Origin of the sequence: Streptomyces mauvecolor (assembly GCF_039532965.1) — a bacterium.
GTDB classification, from domain to species: Bacteria; Actinomycetota; Actinomycetes; order Streptomycetales; family Streptomycetaceae; genus Streptomyces; species Streptomyces violascens.
The window spans coordinates 629020-651030 of the sequence record NZ_BAAASQ010000008.1; the positions used below are offsets into that span (position 1 = coordinate 629020).

General features: G+C 69.5%; 17 protein-coding genes and 1 pseudogene. 12 read left to right on the top strand and 6 right to left on the bottom strand.

What is annotated here, in order from left to right:
• Positions 1-44 precede the first annotated feature (44 nt).
• The 7 genes from ABD346_RS10830 to ABD346_RS10860 all read left to right on the top strand — a co-directional run bounded on the left by ABD346_RS10830 (position 45) and on the right by ABD346_RS10860 (position 7863).
• Positions 45-1187, top strand: a complete 1143-nt coding sequence (locus ABD346_RS10830) for a YcaO-like family protein (RefSeq protein WP_344374048.1) — start codon at positions 45-47, stop codon at positions 1185-1187.
• Positions 1184-2539: a TfuA-like protein gene (locus ABD346_RS10835; RefSeq protein WP_344374050.1), complete on the top strand. Its 1356-nt coding sequence runs from the start codon at positions 1184-1186 to the stop codon at positions 2537-2539. The genes ABD346_RS10830 and ABD346_RS10835 overlap by 4 nt, the downstream gene beginning before the upstream one ends.
• Positions 2540-2550: 11 nt before the next feature.
• On the top strand, positions 2551-3771 hold the full coding sequence (locus ABD346_RS10840) for a YcaO-like family protein (protein ID WP_344374051.1): 1221 nt from the start codon (positions 2551-2553) through the stop codon (positions 3769-3771).
• The gene (locus tag ABD346_RS10845; protein ID WP_344374052.1) at positions 3772-4533 is read left to right on the top strand and encodes a TfuA-like protein; all 762 of its coding nucleotides are present in this window, start codon (positions 3772-3774) and stop codon (positions 4531-4533) included.
• Entirely contained in the window at positions 4530-5840 is a 1311-nt protein-coding gene (locus ABD346_RS10850) for an MFS transporter (protein ID WP_344374053.1), read from the top strand. The genes ABD346_RS10845 and ABD346_RS10850 overlap by 4 nt, the downstream gene beginning before the upstream one ends.
• Positions 5813-6382: a GNAT family N-acetyltransferase gene (locus ABD346_RS10855; protein ID WP_344374054.1), complete on the top strand. Its 570-nt coding sequence runs from the start codon at positions 5813-5815 to the stop codon at positions 6380-6382. The genes ABD346_RS10850 and ABD346_RS10855 overlap by 28 nt, the downstream gene beginning before the upstream one ends.
• Positions 6383-6591: 209 nt before the next feature.
• Positions 6592-7863 (top strand): APC family permease, encoded by a 1272-nt coding sequence (locus ABD346_RS10860; RefSeq protein ID WP_344374055.1) that lies wholly within the window; start codon positions 6592-6594, stop codon positions 7861-7863.
• Positions 7864-8076: 213 nt separating this feature from the next.
• On the opposite strand, the pseudogene ABD346_RS10865 reads toward ABD346_RS10860, so the two are convergent.
• From ABD346_RS10865 to ABD346_RS10875, 3 genes and pseudogenes are all read right to left on the bottom strand, one after another.
• Positions 8077-8268 (bottom strand): annotated as a pseudogene (locus ABD346_RS10865) (hypothetical protein); the annotation flags it as partial.
• Between the two features lie 87 nt (positions 8269-8355).
• Complete coding sequence (locus ABD346_RS10870; RefSeq protein WP_344374056.1) at positions 8356-8898, bottom strand: hypothetical protein; 543 nt, start codon at positions 8896-8898, stop codon at positions 8356-8358.
• Between the two features lie 88 nt (positions 8899-8986).
• Complete coding sequence (locus tag ABD346_RS10875; RefSeq protein WP_344374057.1) at positions 8987-10561, bottom strand: Na+/H+ antiporter; 1575 nt, start codon at positions 10559-10561, stop codon at positions 8987-8989.
• Between the two features lie 218 nt (positions 10562-10779).
• On the opposite strand from ABD346_RS10875, the gene kdpF reads away from it, so the two are divergent.
• Both kdpF and ABD346_RS10885 read left to right on the top strand, forming a co-directional pair.
• Positions 10780-10869 (top strand): K(+)-transporting ATPase subunit F, encoded by a 90-nt coding sequence (gene kdpF, locus ABD346_RS10880; RefSeq protein ID WP_344374058.1) that lies wholly within the window; start codon positions 10780-10782, stop codon positions 10867-10869.
• A gap of 244 nt (positions 10870-11113) precedes the next feature.
• On the top strand, positions 11114-13555 hold the full coding sequence (locus tag ABD346_RS10885; protein ID WP_344374059.1) for a sensor histidine kinase: 2442 nt from the start codon (positions 11114-11116) through the stop codon (positions 13553-13555).
• Between the two features lie 835 nt (positions 13556-14390).
• Here the strand turns inward: ABD346_RS10885 and ABD346_RS10890 are convergent.
• Complete coding sequence (locus ABD346_RS10890; protein ID WP_344374061.1) at positions 14391-14597, bottom strand: hypothetical protein; 207 nt, start codon at positions 14595-14597, stop codon at positions 14391-14393.
• A gap of 589 nt (positions 14598-15186) precedes the next feature.
• Between ABD346_RS10890 and ABD346_RS10895 the strand changes: the two genes are divergently transcribed.
• Positions 15187-15519, top strand: a complete 333-nt coding sequence (locus ABD346_RS10895; RefSeq protein WP_344374062.1) for a hypothetical protein — start codon at positions 15187-15189, stop codon at positions 15517-15519.
• Between the two features lie 716 nt (positions 15520-16235).
• Here the strand turns inward: ABD346_RS10895 and ABD346_RS10900 are convergent.
• Entirely contained in the window at positions 16236-16763 is a 528-nt protein-coding gene (locus ABD346_RS10900; protein ID WP_344374063.1) for a hypothetical protein, read from the bottom strand.
• Positions 16764-17702: 939 nt separating this feature from the next.
• Between ABD346_RS10900 and ABD346_RS10905 the strand changes: the two genes are divergently transcribed.
• Entirely contained in the window at positions 17703-17909 is a 207-nt protein-coding gene (locus ABD346_RS10905) for a hypothetical protein (RefSeq protein WP_344374064.1), read from the top strand.
• A gap of 299 nt (positions 17910-18208) precedes the next feature.
• Here ABD346_RS10905 and ABD346_RS10910 read toward each other — a convergent pair whose 3' ends face one another.
• Positions 18209-18721 carry an RICIN domain-containing protein gene (locus ABD346_RS10910; RefSeq protein ID WP_344374065.1) on the bottom strand — a complete coding sequence of 171 codons (513 nt, stop codon included), beginning with the start codon at positions 18719-18721 and terminating at the stop codon, positions 18209-18211.
• A gap of 807 nt (positions 18722-19528) precedes the next feature.
• On the opposite strand from ABD346_RS10910, the gene ABD346_RS10915 reads away from it, so the two are divergent.
• Positions 19529-21997 (top strand): phosphoketolase family protein, encoded by a 2469-nt coding sequence (locus tag ABD346_RS10915; protein WP_381228691.1) that lies wholly within the window; start codon positions 19529-19531, stop codon positions 21995-21997.
• Positions 21998-22011: the final 14 nt, after the last annotated feature.

A 22011-nucleotide genomic window follows, 5' to 3' on the forward strand; every position in this document is an offset into this window, starting at 1 on the left:
GCGACGGCCGCCGTTTCGAGCTCCCGGGTACGGTACGCGCGCGTATGCCGGAAGAGACCTGGCGTGTGCTGGCACCGCGCCTCGCGGACTACGGCATAACGCGCGTCGCGGATGTCACGGGCCTCGACTACTTCGGCATCCCGGTCTACGTGGCTGTGCGCCCGGCGGCCACCACGCTGACGACCAGCCAGGGCAAGGGAATGACACCACTGCTGGCCAAGCTCTCCGCGGTCATGGAAGGAATCGAGGTCGCCGTCGCCGAGACGTACGAGCCCGCCAACTCCGTGACCGCATCCGCTGCGGAGTTGGAACTGCCCTACCAGGTCACCGACCTTTCGTTGGCCCGGCCCAGCATCGTGACGCCGTATTCGGCCGTCACCTGGTGCCAGGCCGAGACCGCCCTCGGCGGGACCCCGAGCTGGCTCCCCGTCGACCTGGTGGCACTGGACGGCCGCGCCGGACTGGGCTGGGCCCCGAAGTCCTTTGTCAGCTCCAGCAACGGCCTGGCCGGCGGGAACACCCGTGCCGAGGCTCAGGTGCACGCACTGCTGGAGTTGATCGAGCGCCACTGTGTGGCCGAGCTGCCCCGCCTCGATGTCACTCAGCGGCGGTACGTCGACCCCGACACGGTCGACGACACGCTGTGTGCCTCGCTCATCGACCGGTTCCGTGCAGCGGGCTGCTGGGTCGAGATCGTGGAGCTCACCCGGTTCACCGGCATCCCGGTCTTCGCGGTCTACCTCTGGGAACCAGGCATGCCGGACCTGTACGGCGGTTCGGGTTGTCACCGGATGCCCGGGCTCGCGCTCTCCCGCGCGCTGACCGAGGCCGCCCAGAGCCGACTGTCCGTCATCTCCGGTACCCGTGACGACATCGAACTCGGCGCGTACCGCGACCGGCGGCGGCACGAGACCGCGCCCAGGACGCCTGCCACCTGCGCGCGCACCTGGCAGGACGTCACAAGCGGCAGCCGACCGGAGCGTCACGTCTCGTTCGAAGAGGAATTCTCTTCGCTGGCACGATCGGTGACGGCCCTGACAGACCGACCGGTGCTCTCCGTCGACCTGACCCCTGCAGGCGAGGACTTCGCCGTCTGCCGGGTAGCCGCACCCGGCCTGGACTTCGAGGCCCGCCACAAGTTCCAGCGCCCCGACGCGCTCCGCACGGATGCGGAGGCGCGCGGATGAAGCCGCTGCATGTGTTCGTGGGCCCCTCGCTCGCGAAGTCCGATCTGCCGGCCACGCTGACCGAAGTCCACTGGCACCCTCCGATCCAGCACGGCGATCTCTTCCGCCTCGCACCCGGGCCCGGGGACCGCATCCTGATCATCGACGGGGTGTATCAGCACCGCGCGCCGATTCGGCACAAGGAGATCATCGGCGCGATCCGAGCCGGCGCCGACATGTCGGGCGCCGCGAGCATGGGCGCACTGCGCGCCGCGGAACTCGGTGAATTCGGCATGCGCGGGCTCGGCACCGTCCACGAGTGGTATGCGTCGGGCCGCCTGGAATCGGACGCCGACGTGGCAGTGGCCCACTCCTTCGAGGACAGCCGCTTCCACCCCGTCTCCGTGGCCCTCGTCAGCCTCATCCACAGCACGGACTGGCTGTGCGCCCAGGGAGAACTCACCCAGACGCAGGCCGATTCCCTGCTGCGGCTGGCTGACGAGCTGCACTTCGCCGAACGGACCGAGCAGGCCCTTCGGCGAGTGGCCGCCGAGCGGGGCATCGCCGATGAGATGGACCGTGTGCTGCGGGCCGTCGCGGCCGACGACCCCGGCGATGTGAAGGCGCGCGACGCAGAAGCTGCGGTGCGAGCGCTGCTCGCCGAGGACACTGCCGGTGCCCACCGGCCCACGAGACGCGTGGACACGGTCGCGACCAGCAGCTACGAATGTCAGTGGCGCCTCGACTACTCGCCCGGTGATGCTGCCGGGACGGCCACGCTCGGCGAACTGCTCACCTTCGCCCGACTGTTCCTGCACGACTATCCCGAGCGACACCGCCGCTACGTGCTGGACACCATCCGGCAGACGACCCGGGCGGCCGAGGACCACAGCGAGGCCGGTCCGTGCGCGCTGGCAGTTGCCGTGGGGCTGTGGCCCGCGAGATTGAGCGAGCGCGCTGAGCTGTTGACGCGTTTCTGCTCCGACCAGGAGCGCGTCACCGCGTCGGAGCCCGAACTCGCCGGACTCCTGCTCGTCCGGTCGTTTCGTCTGCGCCCCGGCAACCTCGTGTACCAGGACTTCCCGCACCGGCTCTTCGAGGAAAGCGAACGGGACCGGCTGGCGGCGGACTGCGAGAAGGCGCTGCGCCTGGACCGCTTGGCACACCAGCGAGTGGCCCAGTACTCGGCCGCGCAGATCGTGGGTAGTGCCGTCGACGCGGCGTTCCTTCGGCTGTGGGGAGTCGAGGACATCGAGTCGGCCGTCCTGGACCGCGGATTCCGCGACGTCCAGGAGTTCCGCCGCCGTGCTCGACCGTTCATGGTCGCCGCCCGGGCCATGGCGGCCGCCCACCGCACCGCGGAGCAAAGCTGATGGAGAAGCACATGACCACAACGGCCGATCCTCTGCTGGCCGCCGGCTATCGAGCCCGCTCCCTCGCGGAGACGGCCGAGCTGGCCATAGCGTGCCTCGAACGGTGCGGTATCTCCCGCATCGCCGACGTCACGGAACTCGATGTCCTCGGCATCCCTGTCTTCCACAGCGTCAGGCCGGAAGCCGCGGCCGGTCTCAACACGGTGACCAGCGGCAAAGGCGTCACGGCTGCCGCCGCATGGGTCTCCGCGGCGCTGGAGGCCATCGAGCGGACCTTCTGCGAGGTCCGCGGCCGTACCGTACTGCGCACCTCGTACGAGGAGGCCGACGGCCGAGGGCTGGCACTCGACCCGCGTCGGCTGGTGCCACGCCGCGGGCACGGATGGCGTCCGGACAGCGTGATCGGCTGGTGGCCGATGCGGGAAGTACTGCGCGATGTCGAAGTACTCGTCCCGGCCCTGGCGGTGTTCACCCCGTACCCGTACGAGTGTGAGATGTTCCGGTCCAACACGATCGGCCTGGCCTCGGGCAACACCCATGACGAAGCATTGCTGCACGCGCTCTACGAATTGGTCGAGCACGACTGTACGGCGTTCGCGGAAAAGCTCAGACTCGGATTCCGGATCACCGAGGCCAGTCTGCCCGGGCAGGCCCGGGCCCTCATCGAGCGCTTCAGCAGGGCCGGAATCGAGGTGTCGGTCTTCGCCTGTGACAGCGGGCTCGGAATGTACTCCTTCTACGTGACGGCCGAGGACACCCACGCCCAGGACGCCATGCTGATCAACGGCGGGGCCGGATGCAGCCTGGACCCGACGGTGGCGCTGTACCGGGCACTGACCGAGACCGCCCAGTCCCGGCTCGCCGTCATCGGTGGCGCACGTGAAGACCTCGACACACAGGCCTACCGTCGGCACGCCTCGTACGACTCCATGAAGGACATCCTGCACGCCTGGAGCGCGGAACGGCCGACGCGTTCCTTCGACGACATCCCCGACCTCAGTACCGGTTCGGTCGACGGCGATCTGGCCACTGTGCTCGACCGGCTGCGTGGTGGGGGTCTGGATGTCGTCCTCAGCACCGAACTGAGCCCACCGGACCTGCCCTTCTCCGTGGTGAAGGCAGTGGTACCCGGGATCGAGTTCACTCACGTCGACCACCGAAGGGTCGGCACCCGTATCACCCGGGCGCTCGCGAAGATCCGTGCCCGCGAGACTTCCGGCGGTGACCTGTAAATGCTCGTTGTGTATGCCGGCCCTTCACTGCGGGCCACCGATGTCGAGCGGCTCACCTCGGACGCGCTGGAGCGCGGCCTCGACCTTGAACTGCGGCCGCCCATCATCCGTGGCGATCTGGAGAAGCTGACCGGGGAGCTGCCGACGTCTGCCGAAGTCCTTCTGCTGGACGGCGAGTTCGGGCAGAACATGTCCGTGTCGGTGACCGAGGTACGGGCCTTTCTGCAGACCGGTCGTCGTATGTCGGGAGCCTCGTCGATGGGCGCGCTGCGTGCGACCGAATGCCGTGTCCTGGGCATGGCCGGGTACGGCTGGGTGACGCAGCAGTACCTCGACGGTGTCACCGACTCCGACGCGGACGTCGCTCTGCTTTTCGAGCCGGAGACCTACCAGCCGGTGACCATCCCGCTGGTGAACGTACGCTGGCTGCTGGACCAGTCGCTCCGCACAGGGCTTCTGACGCCTGCTCATGCGCTGCTTGCGCTGGAAGTCGCCCGGAGTGTGCACTACCGCCTGAGATTTCCCTCCGCCCTGGAGCGCGCCTGGTCGCGGGAGCTTCCCGGGGACGCGGCCACGGTCCTGCTGCCCTTCCTGGACGAGGAACGGCTGGACGAGTGGGACCGCAAGCGCACCGATGCGCTGGAGGCGCTCGACCACTGTCTGGGGCTGCGACAGCTGAGCCCCGCGACCCCGACGGCAGGCCGTTTCCCCGCCCGCTTCCCGGTCGACGCACAGCTACCACCCCACGAGGCGGGCCGATGAGCTCTGCCCGGAATACCGGCGCGCCGTCGGACCGCGCCCCGCGATGGTCGATGTCGAAGATCATGCTGCCTCCCGGGCAACAGCGCTCGCTGGCCTGGATGACGCTGATTGACGCGCTGGGCACAGGCATCTTCCTGGCTGGCAACGTCGTGTATTTCACCCGGTTCGCCGGACTGTCGGCAGGACAGGTCAGCCTGGGAATCTCGGCGGCCGGGTTTGCCGGTGTGGTCGCCCTCGCAGTCATGGGCAGAGTCGCCGACCGGTTCGGCTCCCGCCGGGTGTTCATCGCGCTGAGCATCGTCCAGACGATCGGCTACGCGGCCTACCTGCTGGTTCATACCTTTGCGGCCTTCTTCGTACTGGTCAGTGTTCTCGGCTTCGTCGACTTCGGGAAGAGCCCGGCCAAGCAGGCCCTCGTTTCACTGATCGCGGAGGCGCACTCACGAGTACGCGTGCGCGCCGTGATGCGGTCGCTCTTCAACGGTGGTTGCTCCGTCGGTTCCGGACTGGCCGCGTTGCTGCTTTCCTTCAACAGCCATCTCGCCGAATACGCCTTCGTCCTGGGCAACGCGTTGTCGTTCCTGGCCTGCGCCCTGTTCGCGATGCGTTTCCCCGCACCGGAGCCTGCCGCACACCACGCAAAGCCGAAGCGGCTCGCGGCGCTCAGAAACCGGCCGTTCCTGGCGATTACGGCAGTGACGGGGGTGATGACACTGCACGCTTCGGTGCTCCTCGTCGTCTTCCCGCTCTGGATCGTCGAGCGAACGGTCGTTCCGACGTCGCTGATCGGCGTGCTCATGGTGGTCAACACCGTGATGTGCGTATTCCTCCAGGTCCGTCTGGCGCGCGATCTGGAGAGCCTGGCCGATGGTTCCCGGGCCGCGCGCAAAGCCGCCGTACTGCTGGCGGTGAGCAGCCTGCTCATGGGCCTCGCCGACAGTCGTCACCCGTGGCTCGCGATCGCCATGGCCTGCTCGGGAGTGGTCGTGCTCACGTGGGGCGAGATCGTGCAGGCGGCGAGCCGTTCGGCGCTGTCCTATGCTCTTGCACCCGAGCACGCGCAGGCCGAGTATCTCGGTGCCTTCAGCATGGGCATGGCCGGGCAGTCCTCGGTCGGGCCGTATCTGTGCACCAGCCTGGTCATCGGCCTGGATAGGATCGGCTGGGCGATCCTGGCAGCCGTCTTCGTTCTCGCGGGACTGGCGACGGGTCCGTTGGCGCATCGGGCCGCACGCAGCCTCGTCCCCCACATCTCCGCCGCGGAAGGCACTGAACCACTATGTCCGCAACCGCAATCCGCCCCCTGAGTATCGAGGACAGCGAGGCGCTGACGGTTCTCCACCGGCAGAACCGTGAGTTTCTTCGGCCGTGGGATCCTCCGCGTTCGGACGAGTTCTTCACAGAGGCCGGCCAGCGCGCCTCCGTGGCAGCGGCCCTGCGGCAGAGGGACAACGGAGCGATGTGGCCCGGTGTGGTCCTGTACGAGGGAGCCGTGGTCGGCCGGGTCGACCTCAACAACATCCTGCTCGGGCGCCTGCGCAGCTGCTTCATCGGCTACTGGATCTCCAGTGGCCACAATGGGCGGGGGGTCGCCACCGACGCCGTGGCGCTGGCCCTGAACGTGGCCTTCCACGACTTGCAGTTGCACCGCGTCGACGCGTTCGCGCGGGAAGACAACCCGGCGTCGTGCCGTGTCCTGAAGAAGTGCGGGTTCCGGACTGTGGGCGTGTCACGTGGGCACATCCATATCGACGGCCGTTGGCGGGACGACGTCTTCTTCCAGAAGCTCGCTCCCTGGGACGACCGTGTGCGCCTCATGCCCGACGCAGGAGGGGCGCCCAGCAACTGAGGCCTTTTCGGCAATACCATGCCCGCCACCCGTGCGGCGACCGCGCGGTGGGACCACGTCGGTTCCGGGTGCGGTCGCGTGCTGGGGGGGGGGGGGTGACCACGATTACGCGCACCTGGTACCGGTACGTCCTCGGCAGAAGGCTGGGCGTCGCTTTCTTCCGCTACCGTGCGCCGGGATCAGCAGCGGCTGTGGTGAAGGAGCAAGGCGTGACCACGGTGAGGGCTTCGGCAGGTTCGGGTGAATTGAAGCGCCGCCTGGGGGTGTTCGATGCGGTGATGATCGGGCTCGGGTCGATGATCGGGGCCGGGATCTTCGCCGCGTTCGGCCCGGCGGCCGGTGCCGCCGGTTCCGGGCTGCCGGTGGCCCTGGCTCTGGCCGCGCTCGTGGCGTACTGCAACGCGACGTCCTCGGCGCGGCTGGCCGCCCGCTATCCGGCGTCCGGTGGCACGTATGTCTACGGCCGGGAGCGACTGGGTGACTTCTGGGGCTACTTGGCCGGCTGGGCGTTCGTGGTCGGCAAGACGGCTTCCTGTGCGGCGATGGCCCTGACCGTCGGCACGTATGCGTGGCCGGGGCAGGCGCACACGGTCGCGGTCGCCGCGGTGGTGGCGCTGACCGCGCTCAACTATGGCGGGGTTCAGAAGTCCGCGTGGCTGACCCGGGTGATCGTTGCTCTGGTTCTCACGGTCCTCGTTGCCGTGGTCACCGTCTGTCTGACCAGCGGCAGCGCCGACACCGTACGCCTGGACGTCGGCGCGGACCCGGCCTTCGGGGGGACGCTCCAGGGGGCCGGGCTGCTGTTCTTCGCCTTCGCCGGTTACGCCCGGATCGCCACTCTCGGCGAAGAGGTGCGTGACCCTGCTCGGACCATTCCCCGCGCGATCCTCCTCGCGCTGGGCATCACGCTTGTCGTCTACGTGGCTGTTGCTGTGGGGGTGCTCGTGGTGCTGGGGCCGGACCGCTTGGCGCACAGTGCCGCGCCGTTGGCCGATGCCGTGCGTGCGGCGGGGGTCCCGGGGCTGGTTCCCGTGGTGCGTGGCGGGGCGGCCGTCGCGGCGCTCGGGTCGCTTCTCGCGCTGATCCTCGGGGTCTCGCGCACCACGTTGGCCATGGCCCGCGACCGTCATCTGCCGCATGTCCTGGCCGCGGTGCACCCGCGCTTCCAGGTTCCGCACCGTGCCCAACTGGCCGTCGGCGTGGTGGCCGTCCTCGCGGCGTCCGTCGACGTGCGGGGCGCGATCGGCTTCTCCTCCTTCGGGGTGCTTGCCTACTATGCGGTGGCCAACGCCGCCGCGTGGACGCTGACACCCGGTGAGGGGCGGCCGCCGCGCCTCGTGCCCGTCCTGGGCCTGGCGGGCTGTGTGGCTCTCGCCTTCGCCCTGCCCATGACGGCTGCGGTCTCCGGAGCCGCCGTCCTCGTCCTGGGCGCCGGTGCCTACGGTCTGCGGAAGGGCATGGCCGCAGGCTCCGCCCCCTGACTGCATGCTGTCGCCCTGACGCCGTCGCCCTTGGCGGCACCTCCCGAGGATGGGAGGAGGGGCCGACATTCCTTGCCCATCGGGCCCAACGTCCTTGCCATCAAGGCTGGTTGGCCTCTGTGCCGGGGGCGAAGAGCGGCGCCTGCGGGGCGCGGCGGACTCGGCGACTGGTGCGTCCCCGAGCACGTACCGGATCGGGCCGGTCGCGACCATGTGGAGGCAGGCCAGGCCGCCCAGGGTGAGCACGAGCAGGATCTCCTGCGTCGCGTACGCCACGGAGGACAGCGGGGCGGAGGCGAAGATCGGCAGCGCGAGCCGTTTGGAGAGCAGGGTCTCGCCCGGCTCCTCGCTGCGCACGGCGCGGCCGATCACGATGCGCTGGAGGGCGCCGGTCACGTGGAACACGGCGTGAGCGTGGGAAAGGCGTCGGCGGGTCGGCTTTCAAGAACCCGTCAAGGTTCTCGGCGGTGCGTACATACCGGGATGAAGCGTTCAGTCGATGCCGGAGACCTTGAATACCGTGCGCGCTGTCTCCTTGTCGATACGCGCCGCCATCTGCCGCAGCGCCGTCTCTCCGCAGCGGAGCAGGCCCCGGTCGACGCTGGTGCGGGCGTCGGTGTCGAGGACGTGCCACAGCGGGGGATTGGCGAGAAACACCTTCGGGTCGAGCTCAGCTCGGTTGCCGTCGGCGTCCCGCAGCACCAGGCGCTGGGCGACGCCGTTGGACCAGCGCACCGAGACCAGCCGGTCGGTGCGTACGGTGCGCTCGCCGAACAGGCCCCGCGAGACGAGGCGGCCCCGGCCCACCGACACCCGGGCCGGCCACAGCACCAGGAGCAGCAGGACGCCCAGGCTCAGCCACAGTGCGGCGCGCAGGTCGGTGAGGGTGCCGGCCAGTCCGTCGACCGTGAGCAGCAGGGCGAACAGCAGGGCCCCGTACCCCACGGCGGAGCGGGCCTCGCCCGCCCAGGTCGTGTCGTACGCGAGCGGCAGCGTCCGGTCTTCCGGCGCGGCATGCGTCGTCCGTCTCCCCATGCCGGGACCGTAGGCGCGCAGGGCGGAGATGTCGTCGTGCGACGGCCGGTCTTGATGGTGGACTGACGCATTCCTGACGCCGCGGAGATCAGGCGTCCGCGAGCCGGGCCTCCTCCAGGTCGAGGCTGCGCTGGAGGCGGCGGCGGGTGGTCTCGCTGATGCGGTGGTCGTCGTAGAGGCGCTGGAGTTCGGTGGCCTCCTCCACGATCAGATCGCGGCGCAGCTGGCGGTAGACGTGGTCGGCGGTCTCGGTGTGGCCGTTGGCGCCACCCATGTCGTCGAGGCGTTCGCGGGCGTGTTCCTGGCGGGCGAGCAGGGCGCGGCGGAGCCGGTCGGCGACCACGTCGGGCACGGCTTCCAGCTCGGCGATCTCCTCCAGACGGCGCAGCGCGGCACCGGCGAGGCTGAGCCGGGCCTGGGCCTCCTCGCGTTCGGTGTGGTCGGGTTCAAGGGCTATGCCGGAGCGGCGGACCACGGCCGAAAGGGAGAAGCCCTGCACCACCAAGGTCACCACGACCACGGCCGTCGTGAGGACAAGGACCAGGGGGCGCCCGGCGAGCGTGCTGCCGTCGGGCGTGACGGCGGGAATGGAAAGCGCGGCGGCCAGCGGCATCACGCCCCGGGTGCCGGCCCAGGAAAGCACCACGGGGACACGCCAGTTGGTCTTGGCCTTGCCGCTCCTGCGCTGGATCAGCGCGGAGAGTGGGAAGATCCACAGCATCCGGATCGCGATCAGGGTGCCGGCCAGGGCGAGTGCGTACAGCGGCCACAGGCGGTCGCCGTCGCCCAGTTCGCGGATCAGGCCGGGCAGCGAGAGCCCGATCAGGCTGAACACGACGCTTTCGAGCAGGAAAACCAACGTGCCGTACACGGCGTGCAGTTGGAGGCGTATGCGGGAGCTGGTCAGCCGGTCCGAACGGCCGCCGAGCAGCACCCCCGCGACCACCACGGAGGTGACCCCGGACGTGTGGGCGGCCTCGGCCAGGACGTAGGCCGCGTACGGAGTGACGAGGGCGATCACGGTCTCCAGGACCGGGTCCTCGGTGCGCCGCCGGATCAGCGCCACGAGACCGGCGGTCGCGGCCCCGATGAGGGTGCCGCCGCCCGCGAGGAGCGCGAACTCGCCGCCCGCGCCCGGCCACGAGACGGCGGATGCGGCGACCGCGACGCTCACCGCGACCTTGAACAGGACCAGCGAGGTGGCGTCGTTGAACAGGCTCTCGGCCTGGACGAGGACCTGGACCTTCGGGGGAAGCGCCAGGCGTCGGCCGAGCGCGGTGACCGCCACCGGGTCGGTGCTGGCGAGGACCGCTCCGAGAACCAGCGCCATCTGCCAGGGCAGCGGCGTCAGTACGGACGCGACGAAGCCCACCACCGCAGCCGAGGCCAGGACCAGGCCGAACGCGAGGACCCCCACCGGCTTCCACACGGCACGCAGCTCCCGCCAGGAGATCTCCTCGGCGCTCGCGTACAGGAGCGGCGGCAGTACGACGAGACCGATGAGTTCGGGCGTCACGTGGACCGCGGGGCTGCCCGGCAGCAGGGCCACGGTGAGACCGGCGACGACCAGGAGGGAGGGGGCGGGGATGCGCCATCGGCGGGCGCCCGTGGCCACCAGCGTGGCGAGCACCACGAGGAACAGGACCGTACCGACGCCGCGCATGCCGCCCCCAGGAACGAATGCGGGCCCCACTGGCCCGCAACGCCGACCAGACTTCCCGGCACACCGCCTTCACCCTATCGATACGCGGATCATCAAGGCGACGTCAACGAAAGGGCGGACCGCGACAGGGAGGCGTCAAGGGGCCCGCCCGGAGGGTGGCGGGCGTGTTCCCTGGAGGTGTCGCACCGTCGCTGTTCGCGTAGGGGAGTTGGATCGTCGTGAGCTTCGAGAACATCGTCGGACTGTGCGTGGCCGGATGCCTGCTCGGATACCTGATTTTCGCGCTGATCCACCCGGACCGGTTCTGAGGGCGGGCCGATCCGGCCGGCCGCCGCTGACCTGCGGGTCGTCTGGGTCAGGAACGTGTCAATGTCGTCCGCCTCGGCTCCTCTCCGCGGCGTTGTCCAGCGATGATCGGGAACACACTTCGCGCCCCGGCCGTGCGTGCTCCGCACGGCCGGGGCGCGCGTATGGCGTGAGGAGGCAGGTGCTGTGGTGGTGGAGCCGGATGTCCCGCCCCGAGGGGACGTCCCACCTGACCGGCCGGGTCGGTTGAAGGTCTATCTCGGGGCGGCCCCCGGGGTGGGCAAGACGTACCGGATGCTGGACGAGGCCCGGCGCCGTGCGGATCGCGGCACCGATGTCGTGGTGGGGTACGTCGAGTGCCACAAGCGCCCGCACACCCTCGCCGGACTCGCAGGCCTGGAGGTGATACCCAGAGCTCAACGCGCCTACCGGGGTGGGGAGTTCGAGGAGATGGACCTCGAAGCGGTGCTGGGTCGCCGCCCCAGGGTGGCGGTGGTCGACGAGCTCGCCCACTCCAACATTCCGGGCGGGCGGCACGCCAAGCGGTGGCAGGACATCGAGGAGCTGCTCGCCGCCGGGATCGATGTCGTGACCGCCGTGAACATCCAGCACCTGGAGTCCCTCAAGGACGTGGTGGAGAAGATCACTAGGGTGCCGCAGCAGGAGAACGTACCCGACGAGGTGGTGCGGCGGGCCCATGAGATCGAGCTGGTGGACATGCCCGCCCCGGCGCTGCGCCGCCGGATGGCCCACGGCAACATCTACGCGCCCGAGAAGGTGGACGCCGCTCTCGCCAACTACTTCCGGGTCGGAAACCTCACCGCGCTGCGGGAGTTGGCGCTGTTGTGGGTGGCGGACAGCGTGGATGACGCACTCCAGAAGTACCGCTTCGAGCACGGCATCGACCGGGTGTGGGAGACCCGGGAGCGGGTGGTCGTGGCGCTGACCGGCGGGCCGGAGGGGGAGACCCTGATCCGGCGGGCGGCCCGGATCGCCGACCGGTCGGTGGGCGGTGATCTCCTCGCGGTGCACGTGGCGCGCAGCGACGGGCTCGCCGCCGGGTCCTCGCCGGTGGCGCAGGTCCGCCAGCGGGCGCTGGTGGAGAGCCTGGGCGGCAGCTACCACTCGGTGGTCGGCGACGACATCGCCACCGCACTCCTCGAATTCGCCCGGGCCGAGAACGCCACCCAGCTCGTGGTGGGCACCAGCAGTCGCGGCCGCCTGGAACGGTTCGTGACCGGACGCGGCATAGGAGAGACGATCGTCGCGCTGTCCGGCGACATCGACGTCCACATGGTCACCCATGAACGGGCAGGCAGAGGGCGGCAGTTGCCGTCGCTTCGCCGCACCCTGTCGACCCGCCGGCTCATCGCGGGCCCGGTGGCCGGCCTCGTCCTGCCCCTCCTCCTCACCCTCCTGCTCGACGGGATGCGGGGCACCCTCAACCTCACCAGCGAAGCGCTGCTGTTCCTGCTCGCCGTCGTCGCGGTGGCCTGTGTGGGCGGTGTGGTGTCCGCCGTGGTCGCCTCCGTCACCGCATCGCTGCTCCTGAACTACTGGTTCATGCCGCCGGTGGGCCAGTTCACCTTCGCCGACGTGAACAGCGTCCTCGCCACCGTGGTGTTCGCGGTGGTCGCGGGGACGGTCGCGGCCGTCGTGGACCGCTCGCTGCGGCTCTCGCGCCGCTCGGCCAGGGCGACGGCGGAGGCGGAGACCCTGTCCTCGCTGGCCGGGTCGATCGTCCGGGGCGACCAGGCGATCCCGGCCCTGCTCGAACGTACCCGGGAGACCTTCGGGATGGACTCGGCCGAGCTCACCTCCGCACCGGTCACCGACACAGCCGCTGTACAGGTGCCGATCGGCGAGGAGGCGCATCTGGTGCTGCGCGGCCGCACCCTGCCGTCCTCCGAGCGCAAGGTCCTGGCCGCGTTCGCCGCGCACGTCACCGTGGCCGTCGAGCGGGCCCGACTGGCGGAAGCCGCCGCCGAGATCGAGCCGGTCAGGGCCGCCGACCGGATGCGTACGGCGCTGCTCGCCGCGGTCAGCCATGACCTGCGCACCCCGCTGGCCGCCGGGTGGGCCGCGATCGCCTCGCTGCGCAGCCGGGATGTGGAGTTCACGGACGAGGACCGCGACGAACTCCTCGCCACCGCGGACGAGTCGATGGCCCGGCTCGGCCGGCTCATCGACAACCTCCTCGACATGAGCCGCCTCCAGGCCGGCGCACTCGACCTGAGCCTGCGCGCCACCACCCTGGAAGAGGTGCTCCCCACTGCTCTGGAGTCGCTTCCCCCGCAGTCGCGCGTCGACATCCCGTGCCTGAACGCCGTCCCGGCAGTCCTGGCCGACCCGCCCCTCCTGGAACGCGTCGTCGCCAACCTCCTGAGCAACGCCGCCCGCCACACCCCACCGGATCGGGCTGTCCTGCTCACCGCGAGCACCCTCGACAACCGGGTCGAGGTACGGGTCATCGACCGCGGCCCGGGCTTGCCGGCCGAAGACCGCGAGCGCGCGTTCGTACCGTTCCAGCGGCTCGGCGACACGGACAACACCACCGGCGTGGGCCTCGGCCTGGCCCTGGCCCGCGGCCTGACCGAGGCCATGTCCGGCACGCTCACCCCCGAGGACACCCCGGGCGGCGGCCTGACCATGGTCCTGTCCCTGCCGGCCGCCGACCTGGCGAACTAGTCCGCATCGGGGAGCGGCTGCACCGTCGTTTGCGGCGCACGCGGGCTGATTGCGGCACGTGACCGGGACTGAGAGATGTGCGCGGTCGTAGGCGAGGAAGAGTTGCCGCGGTGCTGGGTCGGCCAAGGTCTCGGACTGGTCGTTGAACGGGTGATCGCGTGGTCGGGGTGGGGGGGCGAACACGAGGATCCACAGGCCGCGTTGAAGATCCACCCATCGAGGGGTGAATCCCCAGCGGGCCAGACGCTTCAGGTGGGCGTCGACCTCGGTGGGGAGCGCTGCCACCTGCCCGGTGGCGAGTTGGCGCAGGCGGCCCTGCGTGGCCCGCAGGGTCCGGATACGGCCGGTGAGTTCCTGGTCGATCTCGTGCAGGGCCCGTTCACGTCTACGCCGATGAGCGGCGTGGCCATGGGGCCTCCGCGGTGCGCGGGGTAGGGGTGTGGAGGCCGACGGTGGGGCGTTGCGCTCGGCATCGGGTGTCATCTCGCTTGGCGCGCACGAGCCGAAGGGCCGCACCTGGAGGTGACGGGCTCGGGAGGCATCGGGCTCCGGTTGGCCGGCGGGCGCGGACCGGATGCGGTGGATCCGGTCGGCGGCGTGGGTCATGTCGTCGATCCGCTCGCGCCAGGTGGCATGGTGCCGGTCCGGCGGAGTGGTGTCCACGGCGCTACGCGCTGCGGCCGGCAGTGTGTTCGCGTGCGGAGCCACGGGGGCGCTCGAACAACTCGGCGCCTTCTCGATGCTGGCCCTGTGCAATGACTGCTGCGGTCTGTGAGGCATCCGCGGCAGATGTCAGGGACCAGGCGCGCTCGTAGCGCACGTGCATCAGGGTGAACTACCGTTGTGTGTGCGATAGTTGACGCTCGTCCGGGTGCGGCCGGTTGAGGATGAGGCTGCCGGGCGGGACGAGGTCGGGGACGTTCACGGGCTCGGCGTGTCCGTCGTGAGTGGTGCCGGTGAGGCTGATGAGGGTGAACGTGGCCCGGCAGAACGTCCAACGGCGCAGCCGGTGGCCGGGCAGCGGGGTGAAGCCGTAGATCATTCACTGGCCAGAGCTCTCCACGGCACTTCACCATCAGCGCCCCGACCTGGCACCAGGACGAATCTAGGACGTCCGACGGGCCCGCGCCCATAACGTCACCACCGTCGGATTCGCCGAAGGCCAGGGGGGGTGGGCGATGCGCGCCGAATCACCATGCGGCAAGAGATCCGCTCTCTCGCAGCCACGAAAGCGATCTCCTGACTGGCGTCATCAACTGTCGTCATCAGGGCAGCGCAGTCGAGTCCGAAACGGGCTCCCTGGCACGCGCTCGTTGCGATGACCTTGCAGTTTCGGCGCCGGGCCAATCAGAGCCGGCTGCTCGTGCCCCCTTCGGGGCTCTGAAAGCAAGGCACGATCGCTCCGTCCACGGTCAAACCGATGCCCGGCCCCGACCCGGGCCGGGCCACTCAAGGCAGGAGACAGCACCCATGCTCAAGCTCCCCAAGCCCCGACGCGCTATCGCCCTCACCGCCGCCACCCTCGCTCTCGCCGGTGGTGCCGCCATCGGCGCCGGCGGCACCGCGCAGGCTGCCGCCCCCAGTTGCGCCACCATCAACATCGGCAACCCCGCAACATCAACGCCGACGGCATGTACGCGGGCCAGGTCGAGCAGCAGTACGACGGCTGCGGCAACGTCCGAGCCCACTTCCAGTACTCCCACAACTACTGGCTCGGCCACAGCGGCACTGCCTGGTCGGCCCACCCGTGCGTGCAGACGCTGAACTACGTGGGTCAGGCGTGCGCCGGCGGTGACACGGTCGACGGCCCGCAGGACGTGTATTCCGGGTGGGTGCCCATCCACTCGGCGAACCCCGACACCTGGCAGGCGATCGTCACCATTCCCTATGGCTGCTCCCCGGCCGGCGGTTCCTGGCACGCCTACGCCAACGGCGCGAACTGGGGTGATTACTCGTCGTGCTGACCCGTACGGCCAGTGGGGGCGAGGGGCCTGGACGGGGTATCCAACCTCACCGCCGTGCGTCACCAGCTGACGGACGGATCACCGTGACGGCCTGCCTCGGACCACTCCAGGGCAGGCCGTCACGCATGCGGAGAGCTACGCTGCCCGGCCGACTTCGCGTCTCGAAGGTGCGCAGTTCGTCGAGGGCGGTGCCGAGAACTTCAGCACGGGGGAGAGGGCGTGGCGGAGCGGGCCATCCCGATCAGCTCCTCGCCGTCGATGAGCCACACCGCCTCCGCATCAGCGAGGGCTCCGGGGGCCGGGGTCCGGGCCGTCCTGTTCGTCGAAATTCAGGCTGGCCGCCATGCGATCGAGGAGGATGGCCCGCTGGGTCGAGAGCGGTTTGTCGGCGCGCAGGTGGCGATGCATGCGGTTGCGTGGGTGCGGAACCGGTACAGGGCTGCTCATAAGAAGGGACTTGCCCAGCACGGCCGGGCGGGCATGGACCAGCCGGATGCCGTCTGTCCGCCCGGCCTGGACGGACAGACGATGGGGTAGGTCCAGAGCGGCGGTCGATCGCGGGTACAGGCACCCATACCTGCCCCGCCCTTGGCTTCGGAGGCTCTCGCCCCGACGTCTTCGGCGGCCCTGCCCGTCTCACGTTTCTCCGGCATCCGACTCAGGCAGGGCCCCTCGGGCCGCCCGGCAACTCGGAGAGCTGGAAGGCGGTGGCTCGTTCAGCACATGGTGCGGGTGACCGTGGTGTCGGGGATTTCGGCGGCCTTGTAGTTGCTGTGGTTTCCGGTCAGTTTGGCCTGGGTGCCGAAGGTCTTGAAGGTGAACTGACCATGAGTCTTTCCGTCGCAGGTGAAGCGGAACGCGCTGGTGGTGAGGGTGGGTGCGTCACTCAGCCCGTTGTAGACCAGACCGAAACCACCACTCTTCACCAGTTTTTTCTTCCCGTCACGGATCTCGAACTGTCCGCTCACACGGCAGTTCATCTGGCTCCAGCCGATGACCTGCCCGCCCCAGCACTTTGCCTGGAAGGAACCGTGGGGGCCGCCGTAGGTGCTGAGACAGGTCTGCCAACGCACTGAGGTCCACTGGTCGGAACTGTAGGTGTCCGTCTCCGGAGTGCAGGTTTCGTCGGCGGCCTGACGAGCGGCAGGTGCTACGGAGCCGGTGTGCGGGGGCGCCGCCGCTGTCGTTGCGGCCACCGTCATGCAGACGGCGGCGACAACACCGATCATATTGGTCGTCTTCACATGCGGGTGAACGACGACTGCCGCGAACGGTCACTCTGGACAACCCGACAGACACCGGCCCGTCGCTTCGCCTGTCGTGCGGGGTTGTGCAGCCTCCCTGCCGGCTTTCGAGGCCCCTTCGACGGCGGTCTGGATGCTGCCTTCGCAGTGGCGTGTGTCCTGGGTGCCGAGAGCCAGGGGCGAGGTACCCCTGAGACTGCCGGAGTTGGAGGGGTAGAGCGACCTGAGGGAGCGGGAGGCTTCGGGCCAGATCCGGCCCGGTGACCCGATCCTCCTGACCCGCTGTGGACGCAGGCTTGCCCCGCCGATCTGGACGACTGCCGTTTTCGTCAAGCGCTGCGAGGTGACGGCAACCCGGCCCGTGCCCATCCCGCCGCAGTTCGTGCGCATCCTCCTTGCGCACATCGGACGGTTCGGTGTGGCACCGGATGGTCGACTGTTCCGGAAGTGGGACCGCATCACCCAGGGCTCGGCACCTGCGGGGTGAGTCGGGGCTTGGTCCGTGTCTGGTCCGGAAGCACTGGTCAGGCGCGGGATGGGGCGGGAGGAACTGGGAGGTACAACCTGCGTCGGTCCCGGTGCTGATCGGGCCGGACGGAAGGCGCCTGACGGGCGGAAGCCCAGGTCGGGTGTCTCTTCTTGTGCCTCTGGAAGGAGCCCAGCTTCTTCGGCGAGTACACCAGCAAGTTCTTCGTCTGCTGGTGGTACGCGGCCCCTCCTGCCTTTGGCCTGCGGAAACGAAGGGAATCGCCAGATGCGGAGCCGAGTTGGTCCGCACTTGGTCCGGATCTTGCTGCGGGGTTTTGAGAGCGGGAGCTTCGCGTAGCGCCTCATGGCACAGGTGGGCGGAAGCGTCTTGTGGTGTCCACGTGGTCTGGGTCGATGACTGAGCATGCTCTGTGATTCTGGGCGGGGTTGAAGTGGCGGGCCGGAGGGTGGGTGGGTGCCCCGATCAACCAACTCGAGGCCGTCCTCGAGACCGCCGACCCGGCGCTGCGGGAGGAACTGGCCCAGCTGGGCAATGCGGAACATTTCCGCACCTGCGCACGGCTCGCCGACGACCGTGAGAACGACGGGGACGGTGAAGAGACGGTGCTGCGGGCCATCCGTATCACCCTGTGCCTGCTGGCCCACCGGATCGGGTAGCTCACCGAGCGGCTCCAGGACCTGGAACAATGTGTGGCCCGGCTGGTGGAGTGCCATGCCCGTAGCTGTTGGCCGTGGTGGGCATCGGCCCGGATGCGGCCGTCGCCCTGCTGATGGCCTCAAGGAGGTCAAGAGCCGACGCGCAAACATCCGGTTCCTCCAACGTTGCGCTGACCGCGAGGTCTTCCATCTGGGCAGGCCGATACATCTACTTTTCTGCCAAGCAGTAGGGGCAGTCGTGACAGGGCGCAGGCTGACGTCGGGGCCGGGAGTGTGACCGGCCCCGGCGGGAGTGGTGGTCAGCTGAAGTGCCACCGGAAGTACAGGTCGGAGGGATCACACGGCATGGTCTGTGGGACGTTGCCGTTGCGGACGGTGGATGTTGCCAGGCAGAGCCCGCTGGATACGTTCTGCCACACCTGGTACCAGCCGGAGGGCGGTCCGTTGGGGTTGTCTGCGAAATAGACGCGCCACTGCTGCGTGAGTGCGGACCAGTCGCAGGGCGCTGTCATGGTGACGGCTCCGCCTCCCGAGGCCGGAGCGGTGATGCACCAGCCGGTGCGCTGGTTGGTGAAGGTGAACACGCCGGTGCCGGAGTTGTAGCCGGTTATCCATTTCTCGTCGGAGCCGCCGTCGCACGACCACATCTGGAGCTTCGCGTTGTTCTCGGTGGCATTGTCGAGGCAATGGCTCGAGTTCCAGACGTTGATCCTGTTGATGCTGTCGGCGTGTGCGGGTGCTCCGGCCACGGCGAGGGCGAGCAGTGCCAGCACGGCGGTGACGAGGGTGAACAGTCTGTGTCGGATGGGCATGGGCGTTCCCGTTGGGTTGTTGGAGGACTGGCCGGAGAGACGTTTCCGGTGATCGGTTTCCGAGAGACGTTGTCTCCGCTGTTCCGGGGATCTCTTGCGCGGGGTCCTTTGTGCTGGATCGTGCGTTGAGCTTGGTTGGGCCGGGGTACGGTGTCGAGACGTGCTGTGTTCAGCGGGTTCGTTCGCCGGGCACGCGCATTGGCGGGACGCCGTGGACACGGGACCGAGTGGGCAAGTGTCCGCTCTCGCCTCGGTGGCGTCGGGCTGAGCCACAGAGACGGCAGCTCGGCCCCGGGTTCGGGCGGGTGCCGTTACCCGGGCCGACCGCCTCAACTGGAGCCGCGGCGCACGCAGATGCCTGGGTCGGCTACTGCCGGGGGCGCAGGGAGAGCCGTCCCGTGAGGGCGGATCATGGGCGGCGGCCGAGGTGGTGAAGAGGGACTCCGCGCTACGTCAATCGGACGGGACAACCCGCTCTCTTCACCGGCGTGGCCGCTGGTATCGGCCGTAGGAGGCACGTAGGGCGCACGTAGAACGCCGGGCTCCGGCGACGGAATCGCCCGACGAGCCGCACAGCCGTGACGTCCCGACCGGTCATCGCCGGTCCAGGTAGTGATGCCCAGCACGTGTCGGACGTGCGCGCCGGAAATCGTTACCGACCCCGATGATCGAGATCCGCATTCGGACAGCCATCGCGCCACCTTCCTTCGGCTCCGGTCCCACCCTGCGGACAGCGAGGCGCGGAAGGGCATGGGCCGAATTTCTCCGACTGGGGCCGGTTCGCCTCTCACGGCGTGCACGGCCCGGATGGAAGCGTCCCCAGCGGGCGTCTGGCCCGAGGCAGTCGTCCCGCACGACCGGAGGCGAACGCACAGGAACGCCCGACCATCCCGCCCGGAACGAGAGGCAGACACCGTGCCCGAGCAACGCCCGCTCAACCTGGCAGCGCTGGACGCCCATTGGCGCGCGGCGAACTACCTGGCCGTCGGCCAGATCTACCTGATGGCCAACCCGCTGCTGACCGAACCGCTGCGGCCCGAGCACATCAAACCCCGGCTGCTCGGCCACTGGGGCACCTCACCCGGCCTCAACCTCGTCCACACCCACCTCAACCGCGTCATCAAGAACCGCGGCCTCGACGCACTCTGCATCTGGGGTCCGGGCCACGGCGGTCCTGCCGTTCTCGCCAACTCCTGGCTGGAGGGCACCTATTCAGGGATCTACCCGGACATCGCCCGGGACGCCGAGGGCATGGGCAGACTCTTCCGCCAATTCTCCTTCCCCGGCGGGGTGCCCAGCCATGTCGCCCCCGAGACGCCCGGCTCGATCCACGAGGGCGGCGAACTCGGCTACTCCCTCGCGCACGCCTACGGTGCCGCCCTGGACAACCCGGATCTGCTGGTCACGTGCGTGATCGGCGACGGCGAGGCCGAGACCGGCCCGCTCGCCGCCTCGTGGCACTCCAACAAGTTCCTCGACCCCGTCCACGACGGTGCGGTCCTGCCGGTCCTGCATCTCAACGGCTACAAGATCGCCAATCCGACGGTGCTCTCGCGCCTGCCGAAAGCCGAACTCGACTCCCTGCTCAGGGGGTTCGGTCACGAGCCGGCGTACGTCACCGGCTCCGACCCCCAAGAGGTCCACCGGGCCATGGCCCACGCCATGGACCAGGCCCTCGACCGCATCGCCGCCCTCCAGCACGCCGCCCGCACCGGCCAGGCCACCGGCCGCCCACCCTGGCCCATGATCGTGCTGCGTACCCCCAAGGGCTGGACCGGCCCGGCAATCGTGGACGGCAACCCGGTCGAGGGCACCTGGCGCGCCCACCAGGTGCCGCTCGCCTCGGTGCGCGAAAACCCGGGCCATTTGCGGCAGTTGGAGGCATGGCTGCGCTCCTACCGCCCCGACGAACTCTTCGATACCGACGGCCGCCCCACCGCCCAGGTCCTGGACTGCATCCCGGAGGGCAACCGCCGCCTGGGTGCGACCGCGCACGCCAACGGCGGACTGCTCACCCGCGCGCTGCCCGTTCCGCCGCTGGAGCACTTCGCCGTGCCCGTCGACAAGCCGGGCGCCACCACGCACGAGCCGACCCGCGTGCTGGGCGGCCTGCTCGCCCAGATCATGGCCGACACCGCCGAACGCCGCGACTTCCGCGTCGTGGGCCCGGACGAGACCGCCTCCAACCGTCTGTCCGCGCTCTTCGAGGTGACCGGCAAGGCGTGGCAGGCCGACACCCTGCCCACCGACGAGCACTTGGCCCCGGACGGCAGGGTGATGGAGATCCTCTCCGAACACAGCTGCCAGGGCTGGCTCGAGGGCTACACCCTCACCGGCAGGCACGGCCTGTTCTCCTGCTATGAGGCGTTCGTCCACATCGTCGACTCAATGGTCAATCAGCACATCAAGTGGCTCAAGACAGCACGCCGGTTGCCCTGGCGTGCACCGGTTCCCTCCCTCAACTACCTGCTCACCTCACATGTGTGGCGCCAGGACCACAACGGCTTCTCGCACCAGGACCCCGGCTTCGTCGACCACGTGCTCAACAAGAGCCCCGAGGTCGTACGGGTCTATCTGCCCCCGGACGCCAACACCCTCCTCTCCGTCACCGACCACGTCCTGTCCTCCCGCGACTACGTCAACGTGATCGTCGCGGGCAAACAGCCCTGCTTCGACTGGCTCTCGATGGACGAGGCACGCGTCCACTGCGCCCGGGGCGCCGGCATCTGGGAATGGGCCGGCACCGACGACGGAAGCCGGGCACCCGATGTGGTGCTGGCCTGCGCGGGAGACGTTCCCACCCAGGAAGTCCTGGCGGCGGCCTCGCTGCTGCGCCGTCACCTGCCCGATGTGGCCGTCCGCGTCGTGAACGTCGTCGACATGACGAGGCTGCTACCTCGCGAGGAACATCCGCACGGCATGGGCGACTCGGAGTACGAGGCTCTGTTCACGCCGGACAAGCCGGTGATCTTCGCCTACCACGGCTACCCCTGGTTGGTGCACCGCCTCGCCTACCGCCGCTCCGGCCACGCTCACCTCCACGTGCGCGGCTACAAGGAGGCCGGCACCACGACCACGCCCTTCGACATGGTCGTACGCAACGACCTCGACCGCTACCGCCTGGTCATGGACGTCATCGACCGCGTCCCCGGCCTCGCCGTCCGCGTGGCCGCCGTCCGCCAGACCATGGCCGACACCCGCACCCGCCACCACGCCTGGATCCGCGAACACGGCACCGACCTGCCCGAGGTCGCCGACTGGACCTGGACGGACTGAGCGTGGCAAGGGAC

Coding starts and splice junctions, on each gene's coding strand:
- ABD346_RS10830 (WP_344374048.1), top strand. CDS start 45: ATGCCGGAAGAGACCTGGCGTGTGCTGGCACCGCGCCTCGCGGACTAC.
- ABD346_RS10835 (WP_344374050.1), top strand. CDS start 1,184: ATGAAGCCGCTGCATGTGTTCGTGGGCCCCTCGCTCGCGAAGTCCGAT.
- ABD346_RS10840 (WP_344374051.1), top strand. CDS start 2,551: ATGACCACAACGGCCGATCCTCTGCTGGCCGCCGGCTATCGAGCCCGC.
- ABD346_RS10845 (WP_344374052.1), top strand. CDS start 3,772: ATGCTCGTTGTGTATGCCGGCCCTTCACTGCGGGCCACCGATGTCGAG.
- ABD346_RS10850 (WP_344374053.1), top strand. CDS start 4,530: ATGAGCTCTGCCCGGAATACCGGCGCGCCGTCGGACCGCGCCCCGCGA.
- ABD346_RS10855 (WP_344374054.1), top strand. CDS start 5,813: ATGTCCGCAACCGCAATCCGCCCCCTGAGTATCGAGGACAGCGAGGCG.
- ABD346_RS10870 (WP_344374056.1), bottom strand. CDS start 8,898: ATGGGGAGACGGACGACGCATGCCGCGCCGGAAGACCGGACGCTGCCG.
- ABD346_RS10875 (WP_344374057.1), bottom strand. CDS start 10,561: ATGCGCGGCGTCGGTACGGTCCTGTTCCTCGTGGTGCTCGCCACGCTG.
- ABD346_RS10890 (WP_344374061.1), bottom strand. CDS start 14,597: ATGATCTACGGCTTCACCCCGCTGCCCGGCCACCGGCTGCGCCGTTGG.
- ABD346_RS10895 (WP_344374062.1), top strand. CDS start 15,187: ATGTACGCGGGCCAGGTCGAGCAGCAGTACGACGGCTGCGGCAACGTC.
- ABD346_RS10910 (WP_344374065.1), bottom strand. CDS start 18,721: ATGCCCATCCGACACAGACTGTTCACCCTCGTCACCGCCGTGCTGGCA.
- ABD346_RS10915 (WP_381228691.1), top strand. CDS start 19,529: ATGGAAGCGTCCCCAGCGGGCGTCTGGCCCGAGGCAGTCGTCCCGCAC.